This window comes from Pseudomonas sp. NPDC089918, from assembly GCF_050280605.1.
Lineage (GTDB): Bacteria > Pseudomonadota > Gammaproteobacteria > Pseudomonadales > Pseudomonadaceae > Aquipseudomonas.
Genome location: NZ_JBNNVP010000035.1, coordinates 55,190 through 71,373, shown reverse-complemented (window position 1 = coordinate 71,373; position 16,184 = coordinate 55,190). Strand labels below are relative to the sequence as shown.

Here is a 16,184-nt window from a genome sequence, read left to right as displayed (position 1 = left end):
GGGTGTCATTGCCCACTGTTGCGCGACGCACCAGCAAGGGTGTACCAGCCTATGCCGAGGATGACGAGATTGTCGGCCCCAGCGGTGTTGTGTGGTGATGCTGGATGCCTACCTGGACGGCCGTATTGACCGCCTGTCCGTGGTATCCAACAAGTTCATCAACACCATGACGCAATCGCCTACCGTGGAGCAGTTGATTCCACTGGTGGCAACCCCGGATCAAGAACTCAAGCACCACTGGGATTATCTGTACGAACCGGACGCCAAAGAGCTGCTTGACGGCTTGATGGTCCGTTACGTGGAGTCGCAGGTCTACCAGGCGGTGGTCGAGAACAACGCGGCTGAACAAGCTGCGCGGATGATCGCGATGAAGAACGCTACCGACAACGCCGGTGATTTGATCAGCGATTTGCAGCTGGTCTACAACAAGGCGCGTCAGGCTGCGATCACCCAAGAGATCTCGGAAATCGTCGGCGGCGCTGCCGCGGTTTAACGGTTCAAATATTCAGAGGATCCAGCTATGAGTAGCGGACGTATCGTTCAAATCATCGGCGCCGTTATCGACGTGGAATTTCCACGCGACAGCGTACCGAGCATCTACAACGCGCTGAAAGTAGTGAGCGCGGCCGAAACCACCCTGGAAGTTCAGCAACAGCTGGGCGACGGCGTGGTTCGTACCATTGCGATGGGTTCCACCGAGGGCTTGAAGCGCGGTCTGGAAGTCAATGACTCTGGCGCAGCCATCTCCGTACCAGTCGGTAAAGCGACCCTGGGCCGGATCATGGACGTTCTGGGTAACCCGATCGACGAAGCTGGCCCGATCGACACCGAAGAGCGCTGGGGCATTCACCGTCCTGCGCCAACCTTCGCTGAACAAGCGGGCGGCAACGACCTGCTGGAAACCGGCATCAAGGTTATCGACCTGGTTTGCCCGTTCGCCAAGGGTGGTAAAGTCGGTCTGTTCGGTGGTGCCGGTGTAGGCAAAACCGTAAACATGATGGAACTGATCCGTAACATCGCCATCGAGCACAGCGGTTATTCCGTGTTCGCCGGTGTGGGTGAGCGTACTCGTGAGGGTAACGACTTCTACCACGAGATGAAGGATTCCAACGTTCTGGACAAAGTGGCACTGGTTTACGGTCAGATGAACGAGCCGCCGGGTAACCGTCTGCGCGTAGCATTGACCGGCCTGACCATGGCCGAGAAGTTCCGTGACGAAGGTAACGACGTTCTGCTGTTCGTCGACAACATCTATCGTTACACCCTGGCCGGTACTGAAGTATCCGCACTGCTGGGCCGTATGCCTTCCGCAGTAGGTTACCAGCCGACCCTGGCCGAAGAGATGGGTACTCTGCAAGAGCGTATCACTTCGACCAAAAACGGTTCGATCACCTCGATCCAGGCGGTATACGTACCGGCGGATGACTTGACTGACCCGTCGCCAGCGACCACCTTCGCCCACTTGGACGCCACCGTCGTTCTGTCCCGTGACATCGCTTCCCTGGGTATCTACCCGGCGGTCGATCCACTCGACTCGACTTCGCGCCAGCTGGACCCGAACGTAATCGGCCAGGACCACTACGACACCGCTCGCGGCGTACAGTATGTTCTGCAGCGTTACAAAGAACTGAAGGACATCATTGCGATCCTGGGTATGGACGAGCTGTCGGAAGCCGACAAGCAGTTGGTAAACCGTGCTCGTAAGATCCAGCGTTTCTTGTCGCAGCCGTTCTTCGTGGCTGAAGTCTTCACCGGTGCATCGGGTAAATACGTTTCCCTGAAAGACACCATTGCTGGCTTCAAAGGCATCCTCAACGGTGACTACGACCACCTGCCAGAACAAGCGTTCTACATGGTCGGCGGCATCGAAGAAGCGATCGAGAAAGCCAAGAAACTGTAATCCCGGCGCCCGGTAACGGGCGCTAATTTAGGTTGAGGCAATCAGATGGCTATGACAGTCCATTGCGATATCGTCAGCGCGGAAGGGGAAATCTTTTCCGGCCTGGTCGAGATGGTGGTTGCGCACGGTGCACTGGGTGATCTTGGTATCGCCTTGGGTCACGCGCCGCTGATCACTAATCTCAAGCCGGGTCCTATCCGCTTGATCAAGCAGGGCGGGGAAGAGGAGGTGTATTACATCTCCGGCGGTTTCCTCGAGGTTCAGCCGAACATGGTCAAGGTTCTTGCCGACACCGTGCAACGTGCTGCCGACCTGGACGAAGCCTCCGCTCAGGAAGCCGTTAAGGCTGCCGAGAAGGCCTTGCATGAGCGAGGCGCGGAATTCGATTACGGTTCTGCTGCCGCACGTCTGGCCGAGGCTGCAGCTCAGCTGCGCACCGTCCAGCAGATCCGCAAGAAGTTCGGCCACTAATAGGCCATCGACTTATTGCGCGATTGATTAAAAAGGGTAGCCTCGGCTACCCTTTTTTCTTTTCCGACTTTCATCACCCGGTCGCAGCCGCTGACCCCCCAGGATTAGTAGCCTGTCATGTCTCTTGAAATTGTTATCCTCGCTGCCGGCCAAGGCACGCGCATGCGTTCGGCCTTGCCTAAAGTCCTGCATCCTGTTGCCGGTAACTCAATGCTTGGCCATGTTATCCACACGGCTCGGCAACTAGCTCCACAACGCATCCATGTGGTGATCGGACATGGTGCCGAAGCGGTGCGCGAGCGTCTGGCGGCCGATGACCTGAATTTCGTCCTGCAGGATCAACAGCTGGGTACCGGACATGCGGTGGCCCAGGCTGTGCCGTTCATCGAGTCCGATACGGTGCTGATTCTTTACGGCGACGTACCCTTGATCGAAGTCGAAACCCTGCAACGGTTGCTCAAGCTGGCTGCACCGCAGCAATTGGGCCTGTTGACTGTCGAGCTGGATGACCCGACGGGTTACGGCCGCATCGTCCGCGATGCCGCCGGCAAGGTTACCGCCATCGTCGAGCAGAAAGACGCCAACGACGCCGAACGCGCCATTACTGAAGGTAATACAGGCATCCTGGCAGTTCCTTTTGAGCGCTTGGGCGACTGGATGAGCCGGCTGTCCAACAATAATGCCCAAGGCGAGTACTACCTGACCGACGTGATCGCCATGGCGGTCAGTGATGGTCTGGTGGTGGCTACCGAACACCCCCATGACGCTATGGAAGTGCAGGGCGCCAACGATCGCAAGCAACTGGCCGAGCTTGAGCGTCACTATCAGCTGCGCGCCGCTCGTCGTTTGATGGCTCAGGGCGTGACCCTGCGCGACCCGGCACGTTTCGATGTACGTGGTGAGGTCACCGTCGGTCGGGATGTACTGATCGATATCAACGTAATCCTCGAAGGCAAAGTGGTCATCGAGGACGACGTGGTGATTGGCCCGAACTGCGTGATCAAGGACAGCACCCTGCGCAAAGGCGTGCAGATCAAAGCCAACAGCCATATCGAAGGCGCAATACTCGGCGAAGGCAGCGATGCCGGCCCGTTCGCTCGTTTGCGTCCCGGCACGGTGCTGGAAGCTCGCGCGCATGTGGGTAACTTCGTTGAGCTGAAGAACGCCCATATGGGCGAGGGCGCCAAGGCCGGTCACTTGACGTATCTGGGCGATGCCGAGATCGGTGCGCGTACCAACATCGGCGCAGGCACCATCACCTGTAACTACGATGGCGCCAACAAGTGGAAAACCGTGTTGGGCGAAGATGTATTCATCGGTTCCAACAACTCGTTGGTGGCGCCTGTGGATATCTCAGCGGGTGCGACGACGGCGGCCGGTTCGACCATTACCCAGAATGTGGATAAGGCCCAGTTGGCTGTGGGTCGGGCTCGGCAGAAGAACATCGATGGCTGGAAGCGGCCGGAGAAGATCAAGAAGAGCTGAGTTATCCACAGCAAGATCAAAAGATCGCAGCCTTCGGCAGCTCCTACAAGGAATACGTGTTCATCCTGTAGGAGCTTCCGAAGGCTGCGATCTTTTTTATGGGTTATCCACACATCTTTTTTCTGACGCTGACTTGACGAAGTTTCGCTAATAGGTTTTGATTGCTTACGTTATCTTTCGAATCGAAACTTACCAGTCATGTCGAAGCGCAACACACCACAACGCCGCCACAACATCCTCGCCTTGCTTAATGAGCAGGGAGAAGTCAGTGTGGACGAGTTGGCCAAGCGCTTCGAAACCTCGGAAGTTACGATTCGCAAGGACTTGGCGGCGCTCGAAAGCAACGGTCTGTTGCTGCGTCGTTATGGCGGGGCGGTCACCATGCCTCAGGAACTGGTCGCCGACCTCGGCCAACCGGTTTCGAAATACAAGCAGGCGATTGCCCGCGCCGCCGTCACGCGGATCCGCGAGCATGCGCGAATCATCATCGACAGCGGCAGCACCACCGCCGCGATGATCCCGGAACTCGGTCAGCAACCGGGTCTGGTGGTGATGACCAACTCCCTGCATGTCGCCAACGCTTTGAGCGAACTCGAGCATGAGCCGGTGCTGTTGATGACCGGCGGGACCTGGGACCCGCATTCCGAGTCCTTCCAGGGTCAGGTGGCCGAGCAAGTACTACGCTCATATGACTTTGATCAGCTATTTATCGGTGCCGATGGCATCGATCTGGTACGCGGGACCACCACCTTCAATGAATTGCTGGGCTTGAGCCGTGTCATGGCGGAGGTTGCACGCGAAGTGATCGTGATGGTCGAGGCCGACAAGATCGGCCGAAAAATTCCCAATCTGGAGCTGCCATGGAGCAGCGTCCATACCCTCATTACCGATGATCGTCTGCCACTTGCGGCACGCGATCAGATTCAGGCCCGCGGCATTAATTTGATTTGCGCCGCCGTCAGTCAGGAGAACTAGCATGTGTGGAATTGTCGGTGCAGTCGCAGAACGTAACGTTACCGCCATCCTGCTCGAAGGCCTCAAGCGTCTGGAATACCGTGGTTATGACAGCGCCGGTGTGGCGGTGTACACCAACGATGAAAAACTCTTGCGCACACGTCGTCCGGGCAAGGTCAGCGAACTGGAGCAGGCGCTGATCGAAGAGCCTCTGGTCGGCCGTCTGGGCATTGCCCACACCCGCTGGGCGACCCACGGCGCGCCGTGCGAACGCAACGCACACCCGCATTTTTCGGGCGATCTGGCGGTGGTGCACAACGGCATCATCGAGAACCATGAAGCCCTGCGCGAGCAACTCAAGGCGCTGGGCCACGTGTTCACGTCGGACACTGACACTGAAGTCATCGCGCATTTGCTGAACGAAAAACTCAATGAGCAGCCCGACCTGGCTGCGGCTTTGAAAGCGACTGTCAAAGAACTGCACGGTGCTTACGGTCTGGCGGTGATCAGTGCCCGGCAACCGGATCGCCTGGTGGCGGCCCGCAGTGGCAGCCCATTGGTGATCGGTCTGGGTATGGGGGAGAATTTCCTGGCTTCGGACCAATTGGCGCTACGTCAGGTCACTGACCGTTTCATGTACCTGGAAGAAGGCGATATCGCCGAAATTCGCCGCGACAGCGTGCAGATCTGGGACATCAACGGCGCACTCGTCGAGCGTGAAAGCGTTCAGTACCGTGACGGGGCCGAAGCGGCTGACAAGGGCGAATTCCGCCATTACATGCTCAAGGAAATTCACGAGCAACCGGTCGTAGTACAGCGCACCCTCGAAGGTCGCCTGAGTCAGAACCAGGTGCTGGTCGAGGCATTCGGTCCCCAAGCGGCCGAGCTGTTCGCCAAGGTGCGCAATGTACAGATCGTCGCCTGCGGCACCAGCTATCACGCCGGCATGGTTGCCCGTTACTGGCTCGAAGAACTGGCTGGCATCCCATGCCAGGTCGAAGTCGCCAGCGAATTCCGCTATCGCAAGGTAGTGGTGCAGCCCGACACTCTGTTCGTGAGCATCTCCCAGTCAGGTGAAACCGCCGACACCTTGGCCGCGCTGCGCAATGCCAAGGAGCTCGGTTTTCTCGCCAGCCTGGCAATCTGCAACGTCGGCATCAGCTCCCTGGTGCGTGAATCGGACCTGACGCTGCTGACTCAGGCCGGTCGCGAAATCGGCGTGGCCTCGACCAAAGCCTTCACCACTCAACTGGTTGGCCTGCTGTTGCTGACCCTGTCTCTGGGTCAGGTTCGCGGTACGTTGGCCGAAGGTGTCGAAGCCACACTGGTCGAAGAACTGCGTCGCCTGCCGACCCGTTTGGGCGAAGCCCTGGCCATGGACAGCACTGTGGAGAAAATCGCCGAGCTGTTCGCCGAGAAGAACCACACACTGTTCCTCGGTCGCGGCGCGCAATTCCCGGTGGCGATGGAAGGGGCCCTCAAGCTCAAGGAAATCTCTTACATCCACGCAGAAGCCTACCCGGCGGGCGAACTGAAACATGGCCCGTTGGCACTTGTGGATAACGACATGCCCGTCGTCACTGTGGCGCCGAACAACGAACTGCTGGAGAAGTTGAAATCCAACCTCCAGGAAGTCCGCGCCCGTGGCGGTGAACTGATCGTCTTCGCCGACGAACAGGCCGGCATGACCAATGGCGAAGGCACTCATGTCGTCCATATGCCGCACATCCATGACATCTTGTCGCCGATCCTCTACACCATTCCGCTGCAGCTGCTTTCGTACTATGTGGCCGTATTGAAAGGCACTGACGTTGACCAGCCGCGTAACCTGGCGAAGTCGGTGACTGTGGAATAAGTTATCCACAAGCCATGAAATGAAAAGACCGCAGCTTTGGCTGCGGTCTTTTTTTTTGAGGGTCAGCTATTTCAAGTCCACCAATACCGCACAAGATGAAAGAAGATCGGTGCCGCAAAACACACTGAATCCAGTCGATCCAGCATCCCGCCGTGGCCTTCGATCATGTGTCCCCAATCCTTCACGCCTCGATCACGCTTGATTGCCGACATCACGATGCCGCCGGCAAACCCCAGCAGGTTGATCAGCAGCGCAATCAAGAACGACTGCCACGGGCTGAACGGCGTAGTCCACCACAAGGCTGCGCCAATCAGCGAGGACAACAGAACGCCGCCGACAAAGCCTTCAACGGTTTTCGACGGCGACAGAGTGGGCGCGATTTTGTGTTTACCGAACAACTTGCCGCAAACGTACTGCAGCACGTCCGACAGCTGCACCACGATCACCAGATACGCGATCAGCAGCAGGTTTCGGCCTTCATAACCGACGATGTCCAGTGTCAGCAGGGCGGGGACGAACGACACGCAGAACACCGCGATCATCAAGCCCCATTGGACTTTCGACGCTCGCTCGAGGAAGTGCGTGCTGTCGCCGCCGAGAGACGCAAGGATCGGCAGCAGCAAAAACACGTACACCGGAATAAAGATCGAGAACAGTCCGTACCAATCGGAATAGATCAGCAGATATTGCAGCGGCAATGCCAGGTAAAACGCTGCCACCAGCGCCGGGTAGTCGCTGCGTCGGGTGGGCGTAAGGGTGAGGAATTCGCGTAGCGCATAGAACGATACTGCGTAAAACAGCAGGATCACCGCGCCGGTGCCCAGCCAAAAAGCGACGCCGATCACCACCACCATCACCCACCAGGCGTTGATGCGGGCGTTGAGGTTCTCGATGACTGCATTGGGCGTGCCCCGGGTGCGCAGTTTGAGGATCAGGCCAATCAGTGAAGCCAGCACCAGGATCATGCCGATCCCGCCGAACAGCATCAGGGTTTGTCTATCCATGTCAGGAATGCTCCGGGGCGAGGGCCAGCAGTGCGTCGCGGCTGCGTGAAAGGAACTGCTCTTTACTCTCGCCTTCGGTCAGTTGCAGGGGCGCGCCGAAACTGGTGGTACACAACAGCGGCAGTGGCAGCACTCGGCCCTTGGGCATGACTCGGTTGAGGTTGGCGATCCACACCGGAATCACCTGGGCCTGTGGGTAACGTTTTGCCAAGTGATACAGGCCGCTTTTGAACGGCAGCAAACCCTCTTCCAGATTGCGCGTGCCTTCGGGAAAGATGATTAACGAATCACCCTTCTCCAGGGCGTCGAGCATGGGCTGCAACGGGTTATCCACAGGGTTCTTGCGCTCGCGGTCGATCAGCACGCCGTTGAACACCCGGCTGATGATGTAACGGCGTAAGGCGCTCTTGTTCCAGTAGTCGCTGCCAGCCACCGGCCGCGTAAGTTTGCGCAGGGTGGAAGGGAGCGAGGCCCAGAGCAGCACGAAATCGCCGTGGCTGCTGTGATTGGCAAAATAAATGCGCTGCACGGGATCCGGCGCGCAACCCATCCACAGGCTGCGGGCGCCAGTAACGGTTCGGGCCATGGAGGTGATGAGGAAGGCGACCACAGGTTCGAACATTAACGATTTCCTTATCCAGTGTAGGGCAGCCAAGGACTGGCCAGAATGACAGCCAAGGGTGACAGCACTTGGGCGGCCAGCAGGACAGCCTGTTTGCGCAGCAGTTTAAGCCCCCCGCGCTGACGTTCGGTCCAGGGCCGGCCGGCACGGTTGGCCGGTTGCAGGCCGAGGTTTTGCAGGGCCTGATCGAGGGCTTGAGTGCGGTCTGACAAAGCGTCAGCGTCGCGGGCCATCAGGGTAAACAGGTCAGCGTCGAAGGCCACGCGCAGCGCCCAGTATTTTTGCCATAACCCGAGGATGATCAGCCAGGCGCTGAGGATCAAGAACGGCGTAGTCGGGGTGATCAGCAGCAGTTGCAGCAGGCCGAACAGCACACCCAGCAAGGTCAGCCCTGTGGATAACTGGTCGAGGGTGCGGCCCCGGCGCAGCAGGCTGGCGACCACGTGCAGTTCCAAATCAATCGGCATAGGCGCTCTCCAGGGCTTGGCGATGGGCCGGATGCAGTACCACTTGCGGGCGCGCGGCCTGGATCATCGCCACGGCGGCATCGACAGTGGCCACTCGACCGCTGTGCAGCAACCAGGCCGCGATAGCGGTGGCGCTGCGTGAATAGCCCAAAGCGCAGCAGACCAGCAAGGGACCTTGCTGGCGCAGATGTTCAATGGCCTGAGCGGCGGCGAGACATTGCTCAGCGCTGGGTGTGGTCAGGTCGAGTATCGGAACGTTTTGATAGGCGCGGCCTCTCGGGTTGAGCGGCAGCTCAGCGCATAGATCAACCACAGCTTTGAACGGCGCCAACTGATCAGCGTCGGGAAGCCTGCCGAGCCAAACGTTATCCACAACCTCATTGGGCTGTGGATGTTTGTGGGTCCAAAGCCGTGAGTTGATCCACGCCGCTGCTACGTAAGGCGCAAATAACCAACGGGCGGCCGGGCTAAGGCGGCCGTCAGCGCGTTTCTGAAACCCGGCGGCGTCCAGCAGCGTGTAGTTGAGCGCCACCAACAGCAATGCCACGGCGGGCCAGATTAGCCACAGCCATCCGCCGCCCAGGCCAAAGGCTGGAATGGCGAATATCGCCGCGCCGACGCCATAACGCAGGGCCAGGCGCCAGCGTTTCGGGTCCTTGGCCAACCGCAGGCTACTCAAGGGGCTGGGCCGATCCAGTGGCCACAACCACACGCACAGCCAGCCGGCGAGGGCGCCTGTGGGTAAGTCGATAAAGTGATGTTGATAAGTGGTCAGCACCGAAATCCCGATCAATGCGAACCAGCCGTGCACCAGCCAGCGCCACAGCCCTTGAGAGTGCCGTTGGTACATCACCCACAAAATCACCAGCAGGGCGATGTGCAGCGATGGCGCCTGATTGAACGGCTTGTCGAACCCGGCCAGCACCGCGAACAACCAGCCGAATATCCCGTCCAGTTCAGGCCGTTCAAAGGTGAAGCGCAGCGGCCATAACAGGAAACAACTGATAGAGATCACTTGAGCACTCAGCAGGCGCAAGGCGTGGCGCTTGAGTTCATGGCGACTATTGGGCAGCAGCAGCGAAAAACCGTACAGCAGATCTATCGTCCAGTAGGGGACGATGGTCCAGGCCCAGAAGGGCATGGCGGTTTCCCAATCGAAAACGAAGGTGGCGACATCGCTGCGCTGGGCCGTGACCCACGTGGCAAAGCCGTAGCTGGCGAAAAACAGCGGTGCCAACACCAGCAACCAGAGCACGGCGGGCTTCAGCAAACCCGGCTCTCTCGGGGCTGCCCCCATCATTGCACCCGTTGCGCGAGGGACACGGTGAAGATCCCCCATTCATCCACTCGCTGGGTGATTTTACGAAAACCCGCTGCTTCCACCAGTTGATCCATTTCCGCCTGGCTGCGCCGACGCATCACCCACGCCTGGCCTTGACGGTGACTGGTGAGGGCGCGGGCGATCAGTTCCAGCTGCGGGTGCCAGGGTTGACCGGTGTAGACCAGATAGCCACCGGGCTCCACGGCCTCGGCCAGGCCCGCCAGAGAGCCGCCGACCAGTGCATTGTCGGCAAACAGTTCATACAACCCGGACACCACCGCCAGTGTCGGCTTTGGGTCCAGTGCCGCCAGGTCGGCGCGGTCGAACGCGTCGCCTTTCACGAACTGCGCGATGTCTCCAAGGCCCTTATCGCGAATCAGCGCACCACCGTCACGTACATTGATGTCGCTGTAATCGCGCAACAGTATCGATTCCGGTAGCGGGCTGACGCCTTGCAAGGCTTCGAGAATGTAGCGGCCGTGACCGGCGGCGATGTCGACGATGCGCACCGGTCGGCCTTCTTCGCGCAGCTTGGCCATGGTCAGGCGCAGCAACTCTTCGACGTTGAGTTTGCGCTGGCGAATGCCGCGCCAGCCGATGGAATTCAGGTAGTTCTGATCAATCATCCGCCCAAGCCCGCCCTTGCCGGTGGGCTGGTTGCGGTACACGTAGTCCAGGGTGCTGCCGGAGTCGAAACCGGTGTCGAAGCCCAGCTTCACCCCGTCAGACAGCCGGCTGCCCAAGCGCATGCTGGCGCGGGTCATGCGCCAGTACAGGTCACGCAACGAGTTGTGCGGCAGCGGGGCGGCGAGGGATTCGGATTCGGCGCAGGTCAGGCCGATCTTGTCGGCATCGAGCAACGAGGCCCGGTCCAGCGGGTATTCAAAGTTTTGCAGGATAAAGCGTTTGGCGCTGGCGACGGCCACGGCGCGATCACGTTCCCCAAGCGTGTCGTGGAAGAAGCCTGGGAGAATGTGTTTTTCCTTTTTCAGGCTGCCCAGGCGTTCGAAAAACTGTTCCTGGGGTTTGCGATGGACCACAAAATCCGAGCCGGAAATCAGCAGTTGGGTCGGCACTTGAATCGCCTGCGCATCGGCCACCACACGGTCGGCGGCTTCATACAAGCCGAGCAGCACATTCACCGAAATCGCCTTGGTGATCAGCGGATCGCTGTCGTAGGAGGCGACGCGTTCCGGGTCGTGACTGAGGAACTTGGCCTTGACGTAGCTGTTGACGAAAAAGTTGCCACGAAACTTGCGCATCAGCGCCAGGCCCGGACGGGCGAAAGGGACGTAGAGCTTGACCTTGAATGCGGGCGACGCGAGCACCAGCGAGCGGATGCGCGGCGCATAGTCGTGGACCCAGGTCGAGGCAATCACCGCGCCGACGCTCTGGGCGATCACGGCCATGTTCTCTTCGTCGATCTGATGGGTCGCGTTCAGGTGATCGCAAAAGGTCTGCACGTCACGCACGCTGGTGGCGAAACTCGGGCTGTCGCCGCGAGCACCCGGCGACTGACCATGGCCGCGGGCGTCCCAGGCAAAGAAGTCGAACGCTGGCAGGTCCAGTTCATCCACCAGGTGGGCGATACGCCCCGAGTGTTCATGGCCGCGATGAAACAGCAGCACAGCCTTGCGCGGCTCACCCGGATTACGAGCCGTGGCCGGCCAATGACGGTAGAACAACTCGACGCCGTCGTGGGTAGTGAAGGTCTGATTCTGAGTTTCACGCATTGCACTTTCCTTATGCTTGGGGAGCCTTACGCTGAGGCCTTATGCCGAGGGGGCGTTTTCCTGCACTTCTTTCAGGCCCAGACGGACCCGGTTGACCAAGGTGTAAGCCAGCAGGACGGCGACCACCGCAAACACAACATTAATCCACAACGCGCTGATCCAGCCGATGGCAATGCCGGTGGCCAAGACACCCAGTACAAACGCGCGATCGCTCTTGCCCATCGGGCCGTCATAACGCCGCGACGCGCCGATCATTGGCCCGAGGACGCCACTGTACTCGCTGAACAATGCCAGCAGCGTGACCAACAGCACAATCAACACACTCACGTCGGGAATCAGGGCAAAAGGCAGGATCAGCGCGCTGTCGGCAACGATATCGCACAGTTCATTAAGGTAGGCGCCGAGGCGCGACTGCTGGCCGAATTCCCGGGCCAGCATGCCGTCGATGGCGTTCAGCGCCATCCGCAGGATCATCCACACGGGAATTAGCAGAAATACCCACAGGTGATTGGCGAAACAGGCAATCGCGACGCCCGTCACGACCGAAATGACGCCGGCCAGCACGGTGATTTGATTGGCGGTGGTGCCGTTATCGAACAATCGCTGAACCAGCGGTCGCAACAGATTCTGGAAGGCAGGTTTAAGTTGGTAGATGGAGGGCATCTGGATACGGTCTCAGCAATTGAAAGCGTGAACGTTCAGGGTTATACGTCACAATAATCAGAATGCCAGTAAAACTGCACGGCTCATCCTCTTCCAGCGATATCCAGGTCCAATCGGGAACTGTCGGCCTCGCGTTTTTCAGTGCTCAGGAGTTCACCCATGGACCGCTTCCAGGAAATGCAAGTCTTCGCCACCGTCGCCCAGGAACAAGGCTTCTCGGCGGCGGCGCGGCGTTTGGGGATGTCGGCGGCCAGTGTCACCCGCGCCGTGGCAGCACTGGAGAAGCGCATTGGCACCCAATTGCTGACACGTACCACCCGCAGCGTGCATTTGAGCGAGGCGGGTCAGCGTTATCTGGAGGATTGTCGGAGAATTCTCACCGAGGTGCAGGAAGCGGAGGATTCGGCGGCCGGGAGCCACGCCCAACCCCGTGGGCAACTGACGATCACGGCGCCGGTGTTGTTCGGTGATTTGTTCGTTACGCCGGTCATGGTCGGTTACTTGTCTCAATTTCCTGAAGTCAGCATCAACGCTCTACTGGTCGACCGGGTGGTGAGCATGGTCGAGGAGGGCATCGATGTGGCTGTGCGCATCGGTGAGTTGCCTGACAGCAATCAACATGCAATTCGCGTCGGCGAAGTGCGGCGGGTGATCTGCGCGTCCCCTGGATTCCTGACTGACCATGGTCGGCCCCGGCATCCTGCAGATTTGAGCACAGCCCCGATCATCGCCACATCGTCCATCGGTCAGCACAGAAGCTGGCCGTTCATTGATGCGGGAGAGCCGATCAGCATTCGTCTGGAACCGCGCCTTGTGGTCACCGCCAATCAGGCAGCTATCACGGCCGCCGCCATGGGGCTGGGACTGACCCGAGTGCTGTCGTATCAAGTGGCGAGCAAGGTCGCCGTCGGTGAGCTGGAAATCGTTCTGGCTGACTTCGAACTGCCGCCATTGCCCATTCATGTGGTCTACCAGGGTGGGCGCAAAGCCCCGGTGCGGGTCCGTAGTTTTGTGGACTTCGCGGTGAACGTACTGCGTGAACACCCGGCCCTGCATGGCTGAAGGGTTATTGCACTGGCTGAAATAATGGATTGCGTTTGCTGGTTATTCTGTTGTTTTGGTTGCGGATGGAAGATGGCCCCCTATCGGCGCTGATCTTCCTGGACGGCGCCACCACCCAGCGGAGTCGACCATGCAAGCAATCAAACTCTACAACTTCCCCCGCTCTGGCCATGCTCACCGTGTAGAGCTGATGCTGTCTTTGTTGCAACTGCCGACCGAGCTGATCTTCGTCGATTTGGCCAAGGGCGCCCACAAGCAAGCGGATTTTCTGGCGCTCAACCCGTTTGGGCAGGTGCCGGTGATTGATGATCAAGGCGTGGTGCTGGCTGATTCCAATGCGATTCTGGTCTACCTTGCGCTGAAATACGGCAACGGTCGCTGGCTGCCAACCGACCCGGTCGGTGCGGCCAAGGTTCAGCGCTGGTTGTCGGTCGCCGCCGGGCCGATTGCCTTTGGCCCTGGCAGGGCAAGGCTGATCACTGTGTTTGGTGCGCCTTACAACGCGCAAGAGGTGATCGCTTATGCCCACACCTGGCTCAAAGTGACCGATCAGGAACTGGGCGCAACGCCCTATCTGGTCGGGAGCGAGCCGACCATCGCTGACATCGCCGCGTACAGCTACATCGCCCATGCACCGGAAGGCAATGTGTCGCTGGACGACTACGCCAACATCCGCGCCTGGCTGGCGCGGATTGAAGCCTTGCCAGGGTTTGTCGGCATGCCACGCACCGTCGCCGGTTTGCAAAAAACTGCCTGATGTTCACAGCCCGCCTCAGTCGGGCTGTTCTTGTTGCGCGATGAGCGCAGGGGAGAAGTCGTTATGGAACGTTCACCTTGGCACGCAGGCGAGACACAGTTGCAGGCTCACGTGGGTGTCGCCGAGCGAATGGAGGAGTTAGGTCGTAGGGTGATTCGCAGCGAGATGCCGGATCAGCACCGCACCTTCTATAAGCAACTGCCGTTCATGCTGTACGGCGCGGTGGATGCTGACGGCAACCCTTGGGCCAGCATTCTGGAAGGGGCGCCAGGTTTTGCCCATTCTCCAGAGCCTGCGCTGTTGCAGTTTGGCAGCCTGCCTGCCCACGACGACCCTGCGCAATTGCAAGAGGGAGCGGCGATCGGTCTGCTCGGTATTGAGCTGCACACGCGACGTCGCAACCGTCTCAATGGCCGAGTTGGCGCTGTGACAGCGAGCGGCTTCGAGGTGACGGTGCAGCAATCTTTCGGCAATTGCCCGAAATACATTCAATTGCGCCAATTTCGCTCGGTGCCCTTGGCGGATCCGGCGACCCGTGTCGCGCAGCACCTCAACGGGCTGGATGACGCGGCCAAAGCCATGATCGCCGGCGCTGATACCTTCTTTGTCGCCAGTTATGTGGACGTCGATGGCCAACGCTCGGTGGACGTTTCTCACCGGGGTGGCCAGGCCGGTTTCGTCCAGGTAGAGGGCAATCGCCTGACCATCCCGGACTTCGCCGGCAACCTTTTCTTCAATACGTTGGGCAACCTGCTAATCAATCCTCGAGCCGGTTTGCTGTTCATCGATTTCGATTCGGGTGACTTGCTGCACCTCAGCGGTCGCACGCAAATCATCCTCGAAGGCCCGCAGGTCGAAGCCTTTCAAGGGGCCGAGCGGTTGTGGACATTCGAGGTGGAGCGCGTGGTGCGACGGCCCGCGACGCTGGCCTTGCGCTGGCGCTTTGACGGCGTGTCACCCACCAGTTTGCTGACCGGGACCTGGGCGCAGGCGAATGCGCGCTTGCAAAGCCCAAGCCGGAGCTGTAACCCAGAAAATCCACTGTAGGAGCGAGGCTTGCCCGCGAAGACTTTCTCACATTCAGCATTGAGGTCGACTGACACGCCGCCATCGCGAGCAGGCTCGCTCCCACATTTGATCGTGGTCGTCCTACAGACCGAGTGATTTTTGGGGATGTTTCCGACAAGTTTTGACGGTTGTCGGTCGGAAATGGGGTGGATAGGCTTTGAAGGTCGCTGCAAATTCAGTGATCGGGTTTGGTCGCCCAGGTTTAGAATGGCGCACTTTTATGCTTGCTTCATGGCGAGCTGTGCGTGGGAGGGCTTAGGCCCTGCCGGGTTCCATTCCCTGGTCGACCAACCCGCGTACGGTTCGCCACCCTTCTGCTTGGTCGCAGTGTTGGCGAGCTCCAGTCCTCGAATGAAGTTTCACCATGTTCAAAGCAACACCAAATCCCCCTGAAACCGACGACGTTTCCCCCTACGAATCCCTCGATTCCAAAAAACTCAACGAAGCCGCTAACCGCGCGCTCGATCACTACCTCAACCCCTCAGCCCTCAAATCCCCCGTGGCCCGCAAGCCGAGCACGATGTTTATCGTTGCGCCGGATATCAAAGACGAAGACCTGTTGGCCCACACCTGCGAATCGTTGGCCCAGGCCAGTGTGATGGCGAGTGATTTTGCGGGGTATCTGGAAGGGCCGCATCGGTATACGGCGATGGCGATTCAACAGATCGTCATGCTGGCAGAACTGGCGGTGAACCGGATGCTGGATAACGTTGCCGTACCAAAACCTGCGCCACACAGCTGACCCCCTGTAGAAGCGATCTGTGGCGAGGGGGCTTGCCCCCGTTGGGCTACGAAGTAGCCCCAAAATCTCTGATATACCAA

General features: G+C 59.3%; 14 protein-coding genes and 2 pseudogenes. 10 read left to right on the top strand and 6 right to left on the bottom strand.

The features are described 5' to 3' along the window. Positions 1–94: 94 nt before the first annotated feature. The 6 genes and pseudogenes from ACQKPC_RS22435 to glmS all read left to right on the top strand — a co-directional run. Positions 95–493: pseudogene (locus ACQKPC_RS22435) on the top strand (F0F1 ATP synthase subunit gamma); the annotation flags it as partial. 27 nt (positions 494–520) lie between these two features. After that, on the top strand, positions 521–1,900 hold the full coding sequence (gene atpD / locus ACQKPC_RS22430) for a F0F1 ATP synthase subunit beta (protein WP_008007883.1): 1,380 nt from the start codon (positions 521–523) through the stop codon (positions 1,898–1,900). Between the two features lie 45 nt (positions 1,901–1,945). Continuing rightward, positions 1,946–2,371 carry a F0F1 ATP synthase subunit epsilon gene (locus tag ACQKPC_RS22425; RefSeq protein ID WP_010465460.1) on the top strand — a complete coding sequence of 142 codons (426 nt, stop codon included), beginning with the start codon at positions 1,946–1,948 and terminating at the stop codon, positions 2,369–2,371. Positions 2,372–2,488: 117 nt separating this feature from the next. Beyond that, positions 2,489–3,856, top strand: a complete 1,368-nt coding sequence (gene glmU, locus ACQKPC_RS22420) for a bifunctional UDP-N-acetylglucosamine diphosphorylase/glucosamine-1-phosphate N-acetyltransferase GlmU (RefSeq protein ID WP_427626356.1) — start codon at positions 2,489–2,491, stop codon at positions 3,854–3,856. 198 nt (positions 3,857–4,054) lie between these two features. Further along, positions 4,055–4,831, top strand: coding sequence for a DeoR/GlpR family DNA-binding transcription regulator (locus tag ACQKPC_RS22415; RefSeq protein ID WP_030132550.1), 777 nt, complete (start codon positions 4,055–4,057; stop codon positions 4,829–4,831). A gap of 1 nt (position 4,832) precedes the next feature. After that, positions 4,833–6,665, top strand: a complete 1,833-nt coding sequence (glmS, locus tag ACQKPC_RS22410) for a glutamine--fructose-6-phosphate transaminase (isomerizing) (protein WP_427626354.1) — start codon at positions 4,833–4,835, stop codon at positions 6,663–6,665. A gap of 71 nt (positions 6,666–6,736) precedes the next feature. Here the strand turns inward: glmS and ACQKPC_RS22405 are convergent, their stop codons facing one another. The 6 genes from ACQKPC_RS22405 to ACQKPC_RS22380 are packed head-to-tail and all read right to left on the bottom strand — an operon-like array spanning position 6,737 to position 12,475. After that, on the bottom strand, positions 6,737–7,669 hold the full coding sequence (locus ACQKPC_RS22405; RefSeq protein WP_427626352.1) for a phosphatidate cytidylyltransferase: 933 nt from the start codon (positions 7,667–7,669) through the stop codon (positions 6,737–6,739). 1 nt (position 7,670) lies between these two features. Continuing rightward, positions 7,671–8,291, bottom strand: a complete 621-nt coding sequence (locus ACQKPC_RS22400) for a lysophospholipid acyltransferase family protein (RefSeq protein WP_427626350.1) — start codon at positions 8,289–8,291, stop codon at positions 7,671–7,673. An 11-nt stretch (positions 8,292–8,302) separates the two neighbouring features. Then, positions 8,303–8,758 (bottom strand): hypothetical protein, encoded by a 456-nt coding sequence (locus ACQKPC_RS22395; RefSeq protein ID WP_427626348.1) that lies wholly within the window; start codon positions 8,756–8,758, stop codon positions 8,303–8,305. Continuing rightward, positions 8,748–10,058, bottom strand: coding sequence for a phosphatase PAP2/dual specificity phosphatase family protein (locus tag ACQKPC_RS22390; RefSeq protein WP_427626346.1), 1,311 nt, complete (start codon positions 10,056–10,058; stop codon positions 8,748–8,750). Before ACQKPC_RS22390 ends, ACQKPC_RS22395 begins: the two co-directional genes overlap by 11 nt. Further along, positions 10,055–11,812: a bifunctional alpha/beta hydrolase/class I SAM-dependent methyltransferase gene (locus ACQKPC_RS22385; RefSeq protein ID WP_427626344.1), complete on the bottom strand. Its 1,758-nt coding sequence runs from the start codon at positions 11,810–11,812 to the stop codon at positions 10,055–10,057. The genes ACQKPC_RS22390 and ACQKPC_RS22385 overlap by 4 nt, the downstream gene beginning before the upstream one ends. 39 nt (positions 11,813–11,851) lie before the next feature. Then, positions 11,852–12,475 carry a CDP-alcohol phosphatidyltransferase family protein gene (locus ACQKPC_RS22380; protein WP_427626342.1) on the bottom strand — a complete coding sequence of 208 codons (624 nt, stop codon included), beginning with the start codon at positions 12,473–12,475 and terminating at the stop codon, positions 11,852–11,854. Positions 12,476–12,634: 159 nt separating this feature from the next. On the opposite strand from ACQKPC_RS22380, the gene ACQKPC_RS22375 reads away from it, so the two are divergent. The 4 genes and pseudogenes from ACQKPC_RS22375 to ACQKPC_RS22360 all read left to right on the top strand — a co-directional run bounded on the left by ACQKPC_RS22375 (position 12,635) and on the right by ACQKPC_RS22360 (position 16,104). Continuing rightward, positions 12,635–13,537, top strand: coding sequence for a LysR family transcriptional regulator (locus ACQKPC_RS22375; protein ID WP_427626340.1), 903 nt, complete (start codon positions 12,635–12,637; stop codon positions 13,535–13,537). Positions 13,538–13,667: 130 nt separating this feature from the next. Further along, complete coding sequence (locus tag ACQKPC_RS22370) at positions 13,668–14,294, top strand: glutathione S-transferase family protein (protein ID WP_427626338.1); 627 nt, start codon at positions 13,668–13,670, stop codon at positions 14,292–14,294. Between the two features lie 63 nt (positions 14,295–14,357). Next, positions 14,358–15,305: pseudogene (locus tag ACQKPC_RS22365) on the top strand (pyridoxamine 5'-phosphate oxidase family protein); the annotation flags it as partial. A 421-nt stretch (positions 15,306–15,726) separates the two neighbouring features. Further along, positions 15,727–16,104, top strand: a complete 378-nt coding sequence (locus ACQKPC_RS22360) for a DUF6124 family protein (protein WP_427626336.1) — start codon at positions 15,727–15,729, stop codon at positions 16,102–16,104. The last annotated feature ends 80 nt before the right edge of the window (positions 16,105–16,184 follow it).